The organism is Dyella sp. (assembly GCF_051954575.1).
Classification (GTDB): Bacteria; Pseudomonadota; Gammaproteobacteria; order Xanthomonadales; family Rhodanobacteraceae; genus Dyella_B.
The window spans coordinates 1-19,517 of the sequence record NZ_JBQCHP010000060.1 but is presented as its reverse complement, the minus strand read 5'-3'; the positions used below and the strand labels follow the sequence as shown (position 1 = coordinate 19,517).

The window sequence follows — 19,517 nt, the reverse complement described above, 5'->3', positions numbered from 1 at the left end:
GGAGACAATCATGAACACGAATACTGGCAAACCGCAGCACGTGTCACGTCACTCCAATGGATTGAACGACTTGCGGTGCAAACTGCTGCCGGCGAGCCTGTTCTCCCTGCTCGGCCTGTTCGCCTGCGGCGGCGAAGCATGGGCAGGCGGAGCGGTGGCGGCAAATGCCACGCCCACCGGCGGCACGATCGTCGGCGGCAGCGGCGCCATTTCGCAGAGCGGCGCCAACACCACCATCGTGCAGAAATCGCAGATGCTGGCGTTGAACTGGCAGAGCTTCAACGTCGGCGCGAACGCATCGGTGCTGTTCAAGCAGCCATCGTTCACCTCGGTGGCGCTTAACCGCATTCTCGACCAGAACCCGAGCCAGATCTTCGGCCACGTCAACGCCAACGGCCAGATCTTCCTGATCAACACGCACGGCTTCATCTTTGGCGCCGGTTCGCAAATGAACGTGGGCGGCCTGGTGGCCAGTACGCTGGACCTGACGCCCAGCGACTTCCTCGCCAACCATTTCAACCTGGATGCCCACGGCGGCAGCGCCGGCATCGTCAACCACGGCACCATCGAAGCGGCCAGCGGCGGCTCGGTCAGCCTGGTCGGCGGACACGTTGAAAACGACGGCGTGATCCTCGCCAACTACGGCCACATCAACCTCGACGGCGCCGATCGCGCAGTGCTCGATTTCGATGGCGATGGGCTGATCAATGTGCAGGTGACCGGCGCACTGCAGAAGCGCCTCAACGCCGACGAAGCGGCCGTCACCAACAAAGGCAAACTGCAGGCGGACAGCGGCACCGTGGTGCTGCAGGCGTCGGCGGCGAAAGATCTGTTCACCAACCTCGTCAACAACACCGGCGTGGTCGAAGCCGGCGGTATCACCACCCGCGGCGGCAAGGTGCAGTTGATCGCCAGCGGTGGCAATACGGTTACCAGCGGCACGATCGATGTATCCGGCACCGAAGGCGGCAGTGTGCAGGTGCTGTCGGACCAGAACGTCGGCGTCACCGGCAATATCAATGCGTCCGGCACGCAGGGTGGCGGCAGTATTCGCGTGGGTGGCGGTTATCAGGGGGGGGAGGGGCTGCAGACTGCAGCTGTAACCTATGTTGGATCTTCCGCCGCGCTCGATGCCGATGCCACCAAAACCGGCAATGGCGGCTCGGTCGTGGTATGGGGCAACCAGGGCAACAATTTCTACGGCAGCATCAGCGCGCGTGGCGGTGTGCTGGGAGGCGATGGCGGCAAGGTCGAAACGTCCGCGCACCAAGGATTGAACGTATTGGGGCAAGTGGATGCCTCTGCTCCGAAGGGGGCGGCCGGTACGTGGCTGCTCGATCCCTATGACGTCACCATCCAGAGCGGTGGTACGGCCTTCAGCAATCCGTTCACGGCCAGCAGTACCTCCACCATCAGCCCCGGCAATATCAGCTCTGCATTGACCGGTGGCACCAACGTATTCGTATTCACCAATACCGCTGCCAACGGCACGGATACCGGCAACATCACCGTCAACAACTCGATTACCGCCAGCGGTGCCGGCTCGCTATACCTGCAGGCGGTTGGCAGCATCTTCCTCAATGCCAGCATTCATAGCGATGGCCTCGATGCGCTGAATGTCAATTTGTGGGCGAACTACGGCGGCGCGGCGCAGGGAACGAGTTACATCAGCAATGCGGCCTGTTCCACCTGCCAGGTGATCATCGGCAATGCTTCCAGCGCCACCGTCAGCACCACCGGCGGCAACCTGGATATCGAAACCGGCGATGCCACCCATGCCGGCGGCTCGCTGTTGGTGGGCCATAACACGCATAACGGAACGATCAATCTCGGCGCGGGTACGCTGACGGTCGATGCAACGGGCGTCACGCAAACCACCGGCGGCGGCAGCATCACTGCCGGGAACGCTAGCTTCAATGCAGGCAATGGCGTCATCAGCCTGGCCAATACCAGCAACAATTTTTCCGGCACCGTCAATCTGAACAACAGTGGGGCGAACAACGTCACCATCGACAACGGCACCAACGGCTTGACGCTCGGCACCGTATCGATGGGAAGCGGCGCATTGAGCGTTTCTGGGGGTGGCTTTCTTGGTGGCATCACCCTCGACAACAACGTTACGACCTCAGGGACGCAAACCTACAACAACACCGTGACGCTGGGTGCAAGCACCATTACCCTGACCGGTACGAACGTAGACTTCACTGGCGGCGTGACAGGTAGCGGCGACACTCTGGCGATTGTCGGCAACGCGACGTTTGAAGGTAGCTCCAGCAGTCTCGGGGCATTGTCGGTTAGCGGTACTACCGCACTCGACGCCGACGTGACAACCAGTGGCACGCAAACCTACACCGGCGGCGCAACGCTGGGGGCCAGTAGCGTCACGTTGACGGGAAGCAGCATCAGCCTGCCGGTTGGCGTAACCGATGGAGGCAGCGGCGACAGCCTCACCATTACCGGTAACGCGTCGCTGGCGGGAACGAGCAGCGTTCAGTCGCTATCGGTGAGTGGTACCAGTGCGCTAAGCGGAAGCATCACTACTACTGCCGGTACGCAGACTTATTCGGGCGCCGTGACATTGAACGGCGATACGACGTTGGCCAGCCCCGGCGGCGGCATCACCTTTGGCAGCACCGTGGACAGCGCCGGTTCGTCGCACGCATTGACCGTGAACGCAGGCGCCAATACGACTACCTTCAATCAACTGGTGGGCAATACGCTCCAGTTGAGTTCGTTGAGCAGCACCGGAACGGGCAAGGTGGTGCTCGATGGCGATGTCACCACCACCGGAACGCAGAGCTATGCCGGCATCGTGCAGCTCGGCAGCGGCGTCGCGCAATTGACCGGTGCGACGGTGACCGCATCGAAAGGTATTACTGGGAGCTCGGGTACACCCAACAGCCTGACCATTACCGGCAATGCAAACCTGGCCGGAACCAGCAGCAGCCTGGCGTCGCTGGCTGTGAGTGGCACCAGCGCGCTCAGTGGAAGCATCACCACCAACGGCACGCAAACCTATGCAGGTGCGGTGACGTTGGGCGGCAACACCACGCTCAAAGGCAGCACCGTAACCTTGCAAAACGCGCTCGCGGGCGGCAGCCACAACCTGACGGTTACCGGCAATGCGGCGCTCGATGGGGCTGCCACGGGTCTGGGTACGCTTTCGGTCAGCGGAAGCAGCGCGCTGGCCGCGAATGTCACGACCAGCGGTACGCAGACCTATACCGGCGCGGTCACCCTGGGCAACAACATCACGCTCGACAGTACTGGCGCAAATGTCGCGTTCGGCAGCACGGTCGACAACGCCACAACGCAGCAAAGCCTGACGGTCGACGCACTGAGCGGCCTGGTGAGCTTCGGCGGTGCGGTGGGCGCAGGGTCCAACGGCGCCTTGGCAGCGCTGACCACGCAGAGCAAAACGTTCAGCGCGGGTGCGCTCACCGTTGGTTCGGGCGGCTTATCGGTAACGACCACCGGCGGCACCATTGCGCAGGCTGGCGCCTTCACCGTAACCGGCGGCGGCATCAGCAATTTCAACGCCGGCGGCAATGCCATTACCCTGAATGACCCGGGCAACAATTTCGCAGGCAACGTATTCCTCAGCAACAGCGGTGCGAACAATGTCACGCTCAGCAACAACGGCAATCCGTTGCTGCTTGGCAATATCAGCGTGGGAAGCGGCGCGCTCAATCTTTCTGGTATAGGCATCACCCAGGCAAGCGGCAGCATCACGCAAGCGCCAGGCGCCGGCACGGCAACTTTCAACGCAGGTACCGGTGCGTTGACGCTCGGTAGCACCAGCAATAGCTTCACCGGTGCGGTGGATCTCATCGGCGGCAACACGCAGATCGCCAGCGGCAGCGCGTTGAACCTGGGCACCGGCTCCATCAACGGCACGCTTACGGTCAGCAACAACGGCGCGATCAGCCAAAGCGGCGCACTGGCCGTAATGGGTGCGGCCAGCTTCACCCAAACCAGCGCCACGGCTGGCAGCACGCAGGACATTGTTCTCGACAACGCAGGCAACGATTTCAAGAGCACCGTCACCTTCGCAGCGGGCGGCCCGAGTGCTCGGGTACACGCCCTGTCGCTGACCAATACGGACGCCACGCCAGGCGCGCTGACCTTGCCGGCCGGCATCACCGGCGACCTCACGCTCGATTACACCGCGGCGGCACTGACGTTGCCGGCGATCCAGGTTGGCGGCAACCTGAGCGCAACCAGCCTGAGCGGCATTTCACAAAGCGGCGCGCTGGCCGTGACCGGTACCAGCACGTTCGACGCGGGCAGCAATGCCATCACGCTGACCGATACCGGCAATGCGTTCGGCCAGGCGGTGGCGTTGACCGGCGGCGTAACCCAGATCGTTAACGGTGCATCGCCGTTGATGCTGGGCGTACTCAATACCGGCGCTCTCACGGCAAGCAGCGGTGGCGCGCTCGATCTCGGTAGTGGCACTGTCACCGGCACGCTGACGGCGACCAGCAATGGCGCAATGACGCAAGATGGCGCCTTGACCGTAACGGGCGCGGCCAGCTTCACGCAGAACGGCAACGCGGACATCCTGCTCGGCAACAGCGCCAATCAATTCCAAAGCACGGTTGGCTTTGCCGGCGCGCAGATCAACAACCTAACCTTCGCCAATGCCTATACCTCGCCCGGCGCCCTGAGCTTGCCGGCCAGCGTGGCGGGCAACCTTACTTTGAGCGAGTACGCCGCGACGCTGACGCTGCCAGCCACGTCGGTGGGCGGTACGCTCGATGTCACCGATACCGACACGAGCGGATACATCGCCATCGGCGGCACCGAAACCACCGGTGGCGGCCAGACGTATCACAGTGCCGTGCAACTGGGCGCCGACGCTACGCTGGTCAGCACCAACAACGGCGCGATCGATTTCGCCTCGACCGTAAACGGCGGCTATACGCTCACGCTCCATACCGGGGGTGCCGTTACGTTCGGCGGCGACGCCACGCTTACCGGCCTCAACAGCACCAGCAGCACGTTCAGTGGCAATGCCTTGTCCATCGGCAGCGGCAATCTGTCGGTAACCACCACGGGCGGCGCGATCACGCAGACCGGCGGCTTTACCGTCACCGGTACCAGCAGCTTCAATGCTGGCAGCCAGGCGATCACCCTGACCGATCCCGGTAACAACTTTACCGGCGCCGTGTCGCTGACCGGCGGTACTACGGCGATCAGCCAGGGCTCGGCGCTGAGCTTGGGTACCCTCAACACTGGAGCGCTGACCGTCGTCAGCCACGGTGCGCTGAATCTGGGCGCCGGTACCGTCAACGGCGTGCTGAGCGCAAACAGCAATGGCGGCGCCATCGTCCAGTCGGGCCCGCTGGCGGTCACCGGCACCAGCAACATCAACGCCGGAAGCAACACCATCGCGCTGACCAGCGCCAACAATTTCGCCAACGCGGTAACGCTGACCGGTGGCACGACGCAGATCACCAACGGCGCAGCGCAGCTCACGCTCGGTACGCTCAGCACCGGCGCCTTGACCGCCATCAGCAGTGCAGGCCTGAACCTCGGTACCGGTACGGTCAACGGCACGCTTACGGCAGCCGGTGCCGGCCCGATCAGCCAGAGTGGCGCGCTCACGGTCAATGGCGCGGCCAGCATCACGCAGAACGGCAGCGGAAAGGATGTGGCGCTCGACAACACCGGCAACCAATTCAAGAGCACGGTGAATTTTGCGGGTGCAGCCATCAACAATCTTTCGTTCGCGAACGCCTACGCCACCTCGAGCAGCGGCTTGACGTTGCCGGCGAGCATCAGCGGTAACCTCACGCTGATCTACCCCAATGCGGGCTTGAGCTTGCCGGCCACCACAGTGGGAGGCACGCTGACCATCACGGCCGGCAATGGCATCACCATCAACGGCAACGAAACCACCGGCGGCGGACAGATCTATAACAACGCCGTGACGCTGGGCGCGGATGCAACGCTGCGCAGCACGGGCAATGGCAACATCGACTTTGCATCCACCGTCGATGGCGCACATGTGCTTGCGCTCGACACCGGCGGCAACGTCACGTTCGGCGGTGAGGCAACGCTAAACGGCCTGACCAGCACCAGCAATACCTTCGCTGGCAATGCGCTGACGATCAACAATGGCGGCAACCTCGCGATCAGTACGACCGGTGGCGCCATTGCACAGGCTGGCGCCTTCACGGTCACCGGCAGCAGCGTCTTCAACGCCGGCGGCAATGCGATCACGCTGACCAACGGCGGCAACCACTTCGCTGGCACTGTCGCATTGACCGGCGGCACCACGCAAATCAGCCAGGGCTCGGCGTTGACACTGGGTGCAGTGCATACCGGTTCGCTGACCGTAAGCAGCCAGGGCGATCTGAACCTCGGCAGCGGCTCGGTCAGCGGGGACCTGTCGGCCACCAGCGGCGGCGGTGCGATCGGCCAGGGCGGTGCGTTATCCGTTAGCGGCAATAGCACGCTCAACGCAGGCACCGGCGCGATCACGCTCACCAACGCGGGCAATGCGTTCGGCGGCGCAGTCAACTTGACCGGTAGCGCCACGCAGATCTCCGATGCTTCGGCACTAAACCTTGGCGCATTGAACACCGGCGACTTGACGGCCACCAGCAACGGCAATTTGAATCTCGGCAGCGGTACGGTTGGCGGCAATCTGGTGGCGACCAGCAATGGTGGCGCGATCAACCAGACCGGTGCGTTGTCGGTGGCAGGCACGACTGCGCTCAACGCTGGCAACGGGGCGATCTCGCTGACCGATAGCGGCAATACGTTCACCGGTGCGGTCACGGCGACTGGCGGTGGCGTGGCGTTGAACGATGCGGGCGATCTCACCGTCGCGTCGCTGACCGACAACGCCAACGGCAGCGTTACGCTGACCGCAGGCGGCACGTTGACGGCTTATGGCATCAGCGCGGGCAGCGGCGATATTGCGCTGGCGTCCAACGGCGGCACGCTGTCGACCGGCGGCGCCATCAGCGGCGGCAACATCTCGCTGACCGGCCATAACGGCATCACGTCCATCAATAGCATCACCGCCAGCGGCTCGCTGACCATGACCAGCGCCAACGGTGCGATCACCAGCGCCGGCGGCCTGAGCGCCGGCACGCTGACCGGTTCGTCGGCGGGTGCTACGGCGCTCAACGGCACCAACACCATCGGCACGCTGGGCACGTTCAGCGCGAACGGCTTCAGCCTGAGCAACGGGCAAAGCCTCACCGTAAGCGGCCCGATCACCGGCAATGGCAGCGCGACGCTCACCGTGACCAGCGGCGATCTCACCCTCAACGGCTTGGTGAGCGGCACCAGCACCGCGTTGAACGCGGCCGGCAATATCAACCAGGGCCGCGGCGGCGGCATCATCGCCAGCACGCTTTCCGGTGGCGCCGGCGGCGCGGCCAACTTGAGCGGCTCGGCCAACCAGATCGGTGCGCTGGGTAATTTCGGTGCATCGCATTTCGCCTTGCTGGATGGCCCGGCGTTGACGATCAACGGCACGGTGAACGGCGGCACCAGCACGGCGATCACCGTGAGCAATGGCGGCCTCACCATCAAGGGTGAGCTGCTTGGTACCACCACCACGTTGAACGCGGCCGGCGCCATCACCGAAAACGGCGGCAGCATCACCGCGAGCACACTCAGCGGCGGTGCGGCCGGCGCTGCCACGCTCAACGGCGGCAACCAGTTGGGCGCACTCGGCAACTTCAGCGCCAACGGCTTCAGCTTGAACGATGGGCAAGCGTTGACGGTGAACGGATCGGTGAACGGCAACAGCAGCACTGCGCTGACCACCACCAGCGGCGGCATCACCATCAACGGTACGGTGATCGGCACTACGGTGGCGCTCAACTCGGCCGGATCGATCAGCGAAGGCAGCAACGGTATCCAGGCCGGCACGCTCACAGGCAGTTCCATTGGCGCCACCACGCTCAATGGCGCCAATCAAATCGGATCATTGGGACCGTTCACCGCGAACGGCTTCAGCCTGACCGATGCACAGGCGCTGGCAGTGAATGGCGCAGTCAGTGGCGGCAGCACTCTCGCATTGATCACCACCACTGGCGGCATCGACATCAACAGCGCCGTCAGCGGCACCGCGACCAGCTTGAATGCCGCGGGCGCCCTCGGCGAAGGTAAAGGCGGCTCGATCACCGCGGCCACGCTGAGCGGCAACGCCGGCGGCGTCACCACGCTCACCGGTGCGAACAAAGTCGGCACGCTGGGCGATTTCCGTTCGCTGTCCGGTTTCAGTTTCGTGGACGATCAATCGCTGACCTTGAGTTCGTTGAACGGCAGCAGCTACGTGGTCAATGCCGGTACATCGCCACTGTCGATCGCGGTGACGCATGGCAACCTGTATCAGGCCGACCACACCTGGAGCTACGACGGCACCGGTTCGTGGTCGGCGAGCGGGGCGATCGGCACGCAGGCCAATCCGATCTACGTGACCGGCGTGGGCACGCAATACGTGACGCTGGTCGGCGACCCGCCGGCGTATTTCTACGCGGTGGATCGCAACGGCAATATCCTGTCGATCATCGGCGACAGCGTGAACGTGCCGACCTCGCTGTTCTCCAGCCGCGCGCAGAACGTCAACAATCACCTGGATTCGTACATCGACGCCAGCGTGATCACGGCAAACTATCGCTCGTTCGGCATCGTGCCTTCCGGCATCCTGTTGCCGCCGGATCAGCAGAGTTGCCAGACGGGCGGCGGCGTGGATTGTTCGGACGAATAAACGGGGGAGGGCGGATGCGCAGCGCAGGTTGGCTGGTTTTGCTGGGATGTTGTGGCGCGCTTGCGGCCGGTCACGTGCAGGCGCAGATCGCACCGCGCCTGACCGGCGAGGCAGTGATCGGCCGGCTCGATACCGTACGGCAGGAGCTGGCCGAACGCGCGAACAACCTGCACGACGATCGTCTCACCGCGGCCAGCACACGCCTGGGCACGATGGCCGATGCGTTGCGCAAATCGCTCGGCAACAAGATCAGCCAGCCGGTCGACATCATCGATGAAGGCTCGCGTGTCGCGGTATGGCGCGCGGATGCCGCCGTGCAGCGCACGCGCGCCTATCTCGATGCGCAACCCGGCTGCCCGGGCAGCGATGCGAAAGCGATGGCTGATGGCCTGGTCATCACCATCGACCGCCTCGCCACCGCATCGGGCTCGTCAAAGGCTACGCCGGTGGTCAGCAGCGTGGAAACCATCGATCACCGTCCGCTGTTCGCGCTTCATCCCGGCAGCATGCCGATTGCGCTGGCGCTGGCCGGCACCAATCTTGCCGATCCGCAATGCGCCGATCCGCAAGTCACCCTCACCGACGAGCATGGCAAGCTGGTCGATGCCCAGCCGGTGATCACCGGCAGCTTGCCGACGCGGATCGAGCTGAAACTGCCCAACGGGATAGGCAATACATCCGGCACTTACGTGTTGCACGTGGTGACCAAGCACAAGTCGTTCCTGATGGGCTGCTCCGCGCAGCCGGAAGCCTTGGCGGTGCTGCAGGTGACGCAGCCCATGCGCGTCTCGGTGAACTACGAACTGACCGCCACCTGCAGCAACGGCCAACGCATGCCCATCTCCGGCAGCCTGCCGGACATCACCGCGTATGGCGGCACGGCATCGCGCCAGGTGGACGCCGCGATGTGCCCGGATCCATCGCGCTACGCCATCAGCGCCAAGGTCGCCTTCGGCGACGGCAATAGCGCATCGGTAGGCCCGGTCGAGCAAAGCGCCACCGCCGATATCACGATGGGCCTTCCCGCTGGGTTTACCTTGAGTTGGAGTCCGTCGACGCGCACGGTGTTCGTGCGTTCGGCCAGCAACGTCTGCAAAGGCGTGTATTGAATCCCGATGCGTGCGTGCACCGCAACGGTTTTGTAGGTTGGGGTGCAAGCCCTGAAATATCCCCACGTTTTTCACCTGATATGTTGAGCGAAATCAGCGGACTAACCATTTCTGTGCGCAATCGCTCATATCGCCTCACCGTCATTCCGGCCTTCGCCGGAATGACTTTTGGACTTTTTTGGCGGCCCTCCAGCATGAACGTTTTCGTTTTTGCAGAGAAAGAAGCGCTAAGCAAAAGCGTGGGGATATATCAGGGTGCAAAACTCCAACACCTGCGACCTGTGCATGCATGGCAATGTTGGGGTTGTCACCCCAACCTACATGGGCTTTCGGCGAAGCCATGTGCATCCTGTTTTTGATTTGTGAAACGGCTGCGTCTTGCCGAAGGAATAGGCAAGACGACCGTCCAATTGCCAAATAAGTACGATAATTGCCGAAAACGGGTAGTGGTCTTGCCGATTTTGTGCATCGATTTCCGTTCCCATCCGCTTCAATGAGTGCGCAGGTTTCGACATGGCCGCAGGGTGCGGCCATGCATGCGCAATCTCGGGGGCGGTCATGCATTACGGTTACAGCTTCGCAAACAGTTACGGGTTTCACGCCACACGCGTGCTTGCAGCAGGCGCGGCGTATCGGAACGGCCATGGCGTCAGCGGTTCGTTCCGCGCTTTGAAGAACGCCTTGCCAGGCGCTCCGCCCAATCGCCTGGGCGCGTTCGGCTTCATCCGTTACTGAATCTTTTTCCCGTTTTCCCGCGTGCCAGGAAGGCATGTGTCCGCGAATTGACGCGGGCGGCAGACGATCGACTCCACCCCCCGAGATGACGCCTCAGGATCCTTTGCCTGCCGGGGATCCCTTTTTTCGATGCGCGGCGCGACGCGCCGCAGCGATGTATTTGATTTTCCCAATGTCCGTGGAAGACGGATTTCGGAGACCGCTATGAACAGGATCTATAGCAAGGTATGGAATGCTTCGTTGAAGCAGTTGGTGGTGGCGTCGGAGTTGGCTTCGTGCCATCACGGCGGGGCAACGGGGCAAGGCGTGAGTGCGCAGCCTGCGCAGCGCCGGCTCTGGGCAAGCATTCTGGTTGTGCTTATGGCCACCGGTTGGAGCGGATGGGCCGATGCGCAAACAATCGACTGTACCAACGCGCCCTACAACTTATACAGCGGCAGCGCTACCTGCGTGGGTTACACGTCCAAAGTCTTTGCCGCCGGTGGCACTGCTCTGGGTTATAACGCCGACAGTAATGGAATAAACGCCACGGCACTCGGCTATGGAGCCATTGCCTCGGGTACCAACGCCCTTTACGTAGGTGCGCGCGCCGCTCCAGGTACCGGTGCGTTGGCGGAATCGGCAATTGCCGTCGGTACGGATGTCACTTCCAGTGGCTCCGGGTCCATCGCGATGGGCGTGGATTCCGTCTCCAACGCCAACTTTGCGGTTACTGTCGGTGCCTTGGCGCAAGCAACGGTAGGCGACGCGGTTGCAATTGGTCATTCGGCAGCCGCATCAACACAGTACGGGATAGCCATTGGTTTGAACGCGGCTGCCTCAGGCACCGGCGGTGCGATCGCGATTGGTCAAGGTACGATTTCCAATAACATCAATTCGATCGCGCTGGGCGTCACCTCCATTGCAAACGCGGCCGGCGCCACCGCCTTGGGTACCTACGCGGTTGCTGCGGGAGGGAACTCGACGGCAGTCGGTGTCAGCTCGAACTCCAGCGGTAACTATGCATTCGCCGGAGGCTGGGGTTCCGTTGCCAACGCCGCTAGTGCCATCGCTGTTGGCAAATCCAGCATTGCATCGGCGACGAATGCCGTTGCAGTAGGCCCCACGGCCAATGCAACAGCTAATTTTGCGCTTGCTCTGGGCAACCAGGTTACGGCCAATGGCGTGGGATCGGTCGCTGCTGGATCGGGTGCCAATGCCCAAGGTGTTTCAGCTGTGGCGGTGGGCAACAACGCTAATGCCGCAGCGAATAACACGGTGGCAGTTGGGCTCGGTGCCTACGCCAGCCAAGCGAACACAACAGCCATGGGCGTGGTGGCCAACGCAACAGGCGCCTACTCCATTGCGCTCGGCAACCAGACCACGGCGAGCGGCACCAGCTCGGTCGCGCTCGGATCAGGTGCATTGAGTGCGGGCACTTCGGCCACGGCATTGGGCAACAGCTCCAATGCGGCAGGCGCCAATGCGGTGGCGGTGGGCAATCAGGCCAACGGCACCCAGGCAAACACGGTCGCCGTCGGCGTGCTTGCCATCGCGAATGCTGCGCAAGCCATCGCCATCGGCCGCAGCGCCAGCGCGCAAGCGGCTTCCACGGTGGTGATCGGCGACAGCAGCTCGGTAGCGAGCACGGCGGGCACTGGTTCGTTTGCCGGCGGCTATCAATCCAAAGTGCTCGGCGGCACCGGCGCGGTGGCGATCGGCCAGCAGCAGACGGCGAACGGCAACGGTGCGGTGGCGATCGGTGATCCCAATAGCGCCACCGGCAACGGTGCGGTAGCGACCGGTGCGAATGACACCGCCAACGGTAATGGCGCTGTCGCCATCGGCAACAACAACAACGCCACGGGGCAGGGCGCGGTGGCGCTGGGTAATGCGTCCAATGCAACAGCAGCAGGTGCGCTGGCCTTCGGCGATACGGCGACCGCGTCGCAAGTCAATGCCGTTGCGCTCGGTTCGCAGTCCAATGCCACGGCGACCAACACCACGGCCATAGGCGGTTCCGCTTCCGCCACCGTGAATGGCGATACCGCCATCGGCCAAGGCGCGACGGCTGCCGGCGTCAATGGACAAGCCACGGCCGTCGGCTACAACGCCAATGCGGCGGGCGAATTGTCGGTGGCCTTGGGCCATGCGGCGCAAACGGGCGATCACGCGGCGGTGGCGATCGGTACCAGCGCAAACGCATCCGCCATCCGTTCCATCGCCATCGGCGATACGGTGCAGTCGACCGGTGCCGGTTCGATTGCGATCGGTGGCAATGCAACGGCAGCTTCCAAGGCGACCGCTGCCGATGCGATTGCCTTGGGTGGTGCTTCCACCGCGAGCCAATCGGGCGCGATCGCGATCGGCGCATCGGGCAACGCGACGACGACGAACGCATTGGCCTTGGGCAACGGCGCTGCCGCGACCATCCAGGCGGGCGACGTGGCGCTGGGTTCCGGCTCCGCTACGTCGACGGTGGTGAAGACCACAGGCATCACGCTCGGCGGCACGGCATACACCTTCGCCGGTACCAATCCCACCAGCACGGTGAGCGTGGGTAGCGCGACCAACCAGCGCACCATCACCAACGTGGCGGCGGGACAGATCAGCGCGAACAGCACGGATGCGATCAATGGTTCGGAGCTGTATGCCACGAACCAGGCATTGTCGTCGGCGATTTCCAGCGGCGCGATCCACTACTTCAGCAACAACGACGGTGGTGTGCAGCAGGCCAACTACAACAACACTGGCGCAACGGGTTCGGCGTCGCTGGCCGCAGGTGTCGCGGCATCGGCGAGCGGTCCGCAGAGCGTGGCGGTGGGCAATAACGCCAGCGTCACGGGCGGCAAGTCGATCGCGATCGGTCTTTCGGCCGTGGCTTCGGGTCCGAGCGGCGCTACGGCTGTTGGCACTCAGTCCAATTCGGCGGGCCAGAATTCGTTGGCGGTAGGTGTGTTTTCCACCGCCACCGGCACAGGTTCCGCCGCGGTAGGCCCAAGCGCGAGGGCCGTGGCCGATACCGCGACCGCCTTGGGGCCATCCACCAATGCAGCGGGCGTATCGTCCACGGCGATCGGTTTCCAGTCGCATGCCTTGGCCGATTCCACCGTGGCATTCGGCAATGCCAATACGATTGCTGCGGGTACGGGTACGGGCTCCATCGCCGGCGGCCATAACTCGCAAGTGCTCAGCGGCACCGGTGCCGTGGCGTTGGGCGAAAGCCAGACGGTTAGCGGCAACGGCGCGGTGGCGATCGGTGATCCGAATACAGCCACCGGCAATGGCGCCGTGGCCACGGGCATGAACGACATCGCCAACGGCAATGGTGCCGTCGCCATCGGCAATACCAACAACGCCACTGGGCAGGGCGCCGTTGCGCTGGGTATCAACTCCAATGCAACCGCTGCCAGCGCGCTTGCGTTTGGCGATACCGCCACGGCAAGCCAGAGCAATGCGATTGCCTTGGGCGCGGGCGCTACGGCCAGTGCGCAAGCGGGCGATGTGGCGCTGGGTTCCGGTTCCACGACGTCGACGGTGGTCAAGACCAGCAGCGCGACGATCAACGGCGTGACGTATTCCGGATTTGCCGGTACGTCGCCGCTGTCCACGGTCAGCGTGGGCAGCGCGACCAGCCCGCGCACCATCACCAATGTGGCGGCGGGTCAGGTCAGTTCGGCCAGCACGGATGCGATCAACGGTTCGCAGCTGTATGCGGTGGCGTTGGCGGATCAAGTGCATGATTTCAGCGTCAACAACCCCAATCCAGCCACCGACACCAATTACAACAATGCCGGCGCGACAGGTACCAGCGCCATGGCCATTGGTTATTCAACGGCTGCGAAGGGCAATCAATCCGTAGCGGTTGGCAACTTGGCGAATGCATCAGGCAACCTGAGCACCGCCTTGGGCTACGGCGCACTCGCGCAGGGGGGCATCAACGGCCGGGCCGTAGCGGTGGGGGCGGGCGCTAACGCGGCCGGGAACGCCAGCATCGCCATGGGCTACAACACGGTGGCGAGCGGAAGCGCGAGCATGGTGGTGGGTTACCTCGCGCAAGCGACCGGCACCAACAGCGTAGCGCTAGGCAATCATGCGAATGCCACGGCTACGACATCGACGGCGGTCGGCGGCTTTTCGCAGGCGCTTGCCGCATCCACCGTGGCGATCGGCGACACCAATACGGTGGCTGCTGCGGCGGGTACCGGTTCGTTCGCTGGCGGCCACAACTCGCAGGTGCTTGGCGGGACCGGCGCGGTGGCGATCGGTGAAAGCCAGACGGCGAACGGCAACGGCGCGGTGGCGATTGGCGATCCCAATACCGCCACCGGCAACGGCGCCGTGGCCACGGGCATGAACGACACGGCCAACGGCGATGGCGCCGTGGCGATCGGCAATACCAACAACGCGACTGGGCAAGGCGCCGTGGCGCTGGGTATCAACTCCACTGCCACAGCTGCCAGCGCGCTTGCGTTTGGCGATACGGCCACGGCAAACCAGACCAATGCGATTGCGCTGGGTGCGGGCGCCACGGCGAGCGCGCAAGCAGGCGACGTGGCGTTGGGTTCGGGTTCCTCGACATCGACGGTGGTGAAGACCAGCAGCGCGACCGTGGGCAGCGTGACGTACGGCGGCTTCGCCGGCGCCAACCCCAACAGCACGGTAAGCGTGGGTGCTGGCGGCGCGGAGCGCACCATTACCAACGTGGCGGCGGGTCGCATCGCGCAGAACAGTACGGATGCGATCAACGGTTCGGAGCTTTACAGCGTGGCGAACACGCTGCAATCGAACATCACGGCGGCGCAAACGCACGACTACAGCGTCAACAGCACATCCACCGGCACGGACACCAACTACAACAACGGCGGCGCCACCGGTGGCAATGCACTTGCCGCAGGCGTGAGTGCTTCCGCGGCGGGCATAAGTGCCACGGCTGTCGGCAACAACGCCAACGCCAGCAGCGCGAACAGCGTGGCGCTGGGCAATGGCAGCAAGTCCAGCATCAGTTCCGCCGTGGCCATCGGTAATGGCGCGACGGCGGGTACGAACGTAGGCGACGTGGCGCTCGGTTCCGGTTCCGCCACATCCGCCGTGGTGAATACGCCAAGCACCACCATCAATAACACCACCTACAACTTCGCCGGCACCAATGCGAACAGCACGGTGAGCGTGGGTGCTTCGGGCAGTCCGCGCACGATTACGAACGTGGCAGCGGGCCAGATCAGCGGAAGCAGTACGGACGCGGTCAACGGTTCGCAGTTGTTCGCCGCCAACAGCGCCATCACCACGCTGGGCGGGCAGGTGACGAACCTGGGCAACAGCGTGGCTTCGTCGCTGGGTGGTGGCAGTACGTACAACAGCAGCACTGGTGCGGTGACCACCAACCTGAGTTACGGCGGCAACACGTACAACTCCGTGCAGAACGTGCTGAACCAGATCGGCAGTGCGGTGGATGGCGGCGGCATCAAGTACTTCCATGCCAATTCCACGCTGGCCGATTCGCAGGCGACGGGTACGGATAGCGTGGCGATCGGGCCGGTATCCAATGCGACGACGGCCAACGCGGTATCGATCGGCAATGGCGCCACCGCAGGCAGCAATGCCGGTGACGTGGCGTTGGGTTCCGGTTCGGTGACATCGGCTGTGGTGCAGACGCCGAGCACGAGCATTGCCGGCACCACCTACACCTTTGCCGGTGGCGCGCCCACCAGCACGGTGAGCGTGGGCAGTTCCACCAATCAGCGCACCATCACCAACGTGGCGGCCGGTCAGATCAGCGGCAGCAGCACGGATGCGATCAACGGTTCGCAGCTGTACGCGACGAACCAGGCGATCGATACGCTCAACACGACAGTGAACGCCGGATTGACGCATTACTACAGCGTCAACGATGGCGGCACGCAGCAGACCAACTACACCAACAACGGTGCGACGGGTACGGATTCGCTCGCCGCTGGCGTCAAGGCTTCGGCCACGGCGACGAATGCAACGGCCATTGGTTACAACTCGCAGGCGTTGGCCGCATCGACGGTGGCGATCGGCGACAGCAACATGGTGGCGGCGGCGTCCGGTACGGGTTCCATCGCCGGCGGTTATCAATCGCAGGTGCTGGGCGGTACCGGTGCGGTGGCGCTGGGCAATCAGCAGACCGTCAACGGTAACGGTGCAGTTGCTATCGGCGATCCGAATTCGGTCAGCGGCAATGGCGCTGTCGGTGTGGGTGCGAACGAAACCGTGAATGGCCAAGGTGCGGTTGCGCTGGGTAACGGCAATACCGCGACGGGTCAGGGCTCGGTGGCGCTCGGCAATGCATCAAGCGCTACGGCCGCCAGCACGCTTGCATTCGGTGATACGGCAACGGCCAATCAAACCAATGCAATCGCGTTGGGTGCAGGGGCCACGGCGGGCACACAAGCAGGCGACGTGGCGCTGGGTGCCGGTTCTGTCACCGCGGCCGTGGTGCAGACGCCGAGCACCGTCATCGCCGGCACCACCTACAACTTTGCCGGCGGCGCGCCCACCAGCACGGTGAGCGTGGGCAGCGCGACCAACCAGCGCACCATCACCAACGTGGCGGCGGGCCAGATCAACGGCAACAGCACGGATGCGATCAATGGTTCGCAGTTGTACGCGACGAACCAGGCGATCGATACGCTCAACACGACAGTGAACGCCGGATTGACGCATTACTACGGCGTCAACGACGGCGGCACGCAGCAGGCCAACTACAACAACAACGGTGCGACGGGTGTGAACTCGATGGCGGCGGGCGTGGCGGCTTCGGCCACTGCGGCCAATGCCAGCGCACTCGGTTACAACACGCAGGCGACGATTACCGATAGCGTGGCGTTGGGGTCGGGTTCTGTTTCCGATCGTGCGCTTGCACCGGCCAGCGGCACCATCGGCGGCACGATCATTCCGTACAACACCACGGACCACACCTTGGTCGGTGCGGTGTCGGTCGGCAGTGCCACCACCTATCGCCAGATCACCAACGTGGCCGACGGTACCGCAACGAACGATGCGGTGACGGTGCGGCAGTTGACCGGTGCATTGAGTTCGTTCGCGACCACGACCACCCGCTACTTCCACGCCAACTCCACCGATCCGGACTCGCTGGCCGTGGGCAACAACGCCATTGCCGTTGGCCCGAACACGGTGACCAACGGCGACAACGGCGTGGCGATGGGCAACGGCGCCCTGGTGCAGCAGAACGCGCCGGGCGGCGTGGCGATCGGCGAGAACGCGACCACCAATCTGCAGGACTCGATTGCGCTGGGCACCAACTCGGTGGCGAGTGGCATTCAAGCGATCTCGATCGGCGCAGGCAGTTCCACCGTCAATCCCACCGACGTGGCGCTCGGCTCAGGCTCGAATGCCAATGCGCAGGCAGGCGACGTAGCGCTGGGCGCAAACTCGACGACCGCCACGGTGGTGAAAACGGCCAACACCACCATCAATGGCGTGACCTACGCCTTCGCCGGCACCAACCCGCTGAGCACGGTCAGCGTGGGTGGTGTGGGTACGGAGCGCACCATCACCAATGTGGCGGCGGGACGCATCAGTTCCACCAGCACGGATGCCATCAACGGTTCGCAGTTGGACGCCACCAACCAGGCAGTGACCGCACTCGGTACCGCCACCACCACGCTAGGCAACACCGTCACCAACCTCGGCAACACGGTGGCTTCGTCGCTGGGTGGCAACACCACGTATGACCCGACCACGGGCGCCATCACCACCAACCTCAACTACGGCGGCAACACCTATAACTCGGTGCAAAGCGTGCTGAACCAGATTGGTGGCGCGGTGGATGGCGCGGGCATCAAGTATTTCCACGCCAATTCGAGCCTGGCCGATTCGCAGCCCATCGGCACGAACAGCGTGGCGATCGGTCCGGTATCCACGGCAAGCACCACCAACGCGGTATCCATCGGCAACGGTGCAACGGCGGGCGCCAATGCAGGTGACGTTGCCTTGGGCGCCGGTTCCACCACCTCGACCGTGCAGGGCACCAGCAGCGTCACGGTGGGCGGCAACACGTATGCCGTGGCTGGAACGAATCCCACCAGCACGGTGAGCGTGGGCAGTGCGGGCAACGAACGCACCATCACCAATGTGGCGGCAGGGCAGGTGAGCAGCACCAGCACCGATGCGATCAATGGTTCGGAGCTGTATGCGACCAATCAGCAGGTGAACGCCAACACCAATGCCATCGCCAACCTCAACACTACTGTCAGCAATATCAACAATGGTGGCAGCAAGTATTTCTCGGCCAATTCCAGCGGCACCGCGGCTTCCGCCACCGGTACCAATTCCGTAGCGGAAGGTCCTTCGGCGACCGCGTCGGGTACGGACAGCACGGCGATCGGCGATGGCGCCTCATCGAGCGGCAACAACTCGGTGGCGTTGGGTGCGGGTTCCACTGACGGTGGCCGCTCGAACGTGGTGTCGGTGGGCTCGTCCACCGATCAGCGGCAGATCACCAATGTGGCCGCAGGTACGGCGTCGACCGATGCGGTGAACGTCGCGCAATTGCAGCAGTCGCAGGCCGGCTCCGTGCAGTACGACAAGAATGCGGACGGCACGGTGAATTACACCAGCGTCACCGTGGGCCAGGCCGGCACGCCGGCGCAGATCCACAACGTGCAGGCCGGCACCGCCACCACCGATGCGGCGACCGTGGGCCAGGTGAACCAAGGCGTGCAAACGGCGGAGAACTGGGCGCAGAACTACACCGACCAGAAACTGGCAGGCGTCAATCACCAGCTCAACGCGATATCCAACCGTGCCAATGCCGGTGTTGCCGCAGGCATTGCGATGTCCAGCCTGGGCCAGGCGTATCAGCCTAACCTGAGCAGTTTCGGTGTGGGCTTCGGTTCCTTCCATGGCGAAGCCGGCGTGGCGGTGGGCTTGTCCACCATCACCGAAAGCGGGCGCTACATCTTCAAGCTGGC

4 protein-coding genes are annotated in these 19,517 nt (G+C 63.7%); all 4 read left to right on the top strand.

The genetic code is table 11. The features are described 5' to 3' along the window. Positions 1–10: 10 nt before the first annotated feature. On the top strand, positions 11–8,737 hold the full coding sequence (locus ACTHNE_RS08115; protein ID WP_440268982.1) for a filamentous hemagglutinin N-terminal domain-containing protein: 8,727 nt from the start codon (positions 11–13) through the stop codon (positions 8,735–8,737). 14 nt (positions 8,738–8,751) lie between these two features. Then, positions 8,752–9,846 carry a hypothetical protein gene (locus tag ACTHNE_RS08110; RefSeq protein ID WP_440268981.1) on the top strand — a complete coding sequence of 365 codons (1,095 nt, stop codon included), beginning with the start codon at positions 8,752–8,754 and terminating at the stop codon, positions 9,844–9,846. 558 nt (positions 9,847–10,404) lie between these two features. After that, positions 10,405–10,581, top strand: a complete 177-nt coding sequence (locus ACTHNE_RS08105; RefSeq protein WP_440268980.1) for a hypothetical protein — start codon at positions 10,405–10,407, stop codon at positions 10,579–10,581. 204 nt (positions 10,582–10,785) lie between these two features. After that, on the top strand, positions 10,786–19,517 hold an 8,732-nt coding region (locus tag ACTHNE_RS08100; RefSeq protein ID WP_440268979.1), incomplete at its 3' end, for an ESPR-type extended signal peptide-containing protein.

Bases quoted from the DNA above. Each gene is read 5' to 3' on its own strand.
- ACTHNE_RS08115 (WP_440268982.1), top strand. From the start codon at position 11: ATGAACACGAATACTGGCAAACCGCAGCACGTGTCACGTCACTCCAAT.
- ACTHNE_RS08105 (WP_440268980.1), top strand. From the start codon at position 10,405: ATGCATTACGGTTACAGCTTCGCAAACAGTTACGGGTTTCACGCCACA.
- ACTHNE_RS08110 (WP_440268981.1), top strand. From the start codon at position 8,752: ATGCGCAGCGCAGGTTGGCTGGTTTTGCTGGGATGTTGTGGCGCGCTT.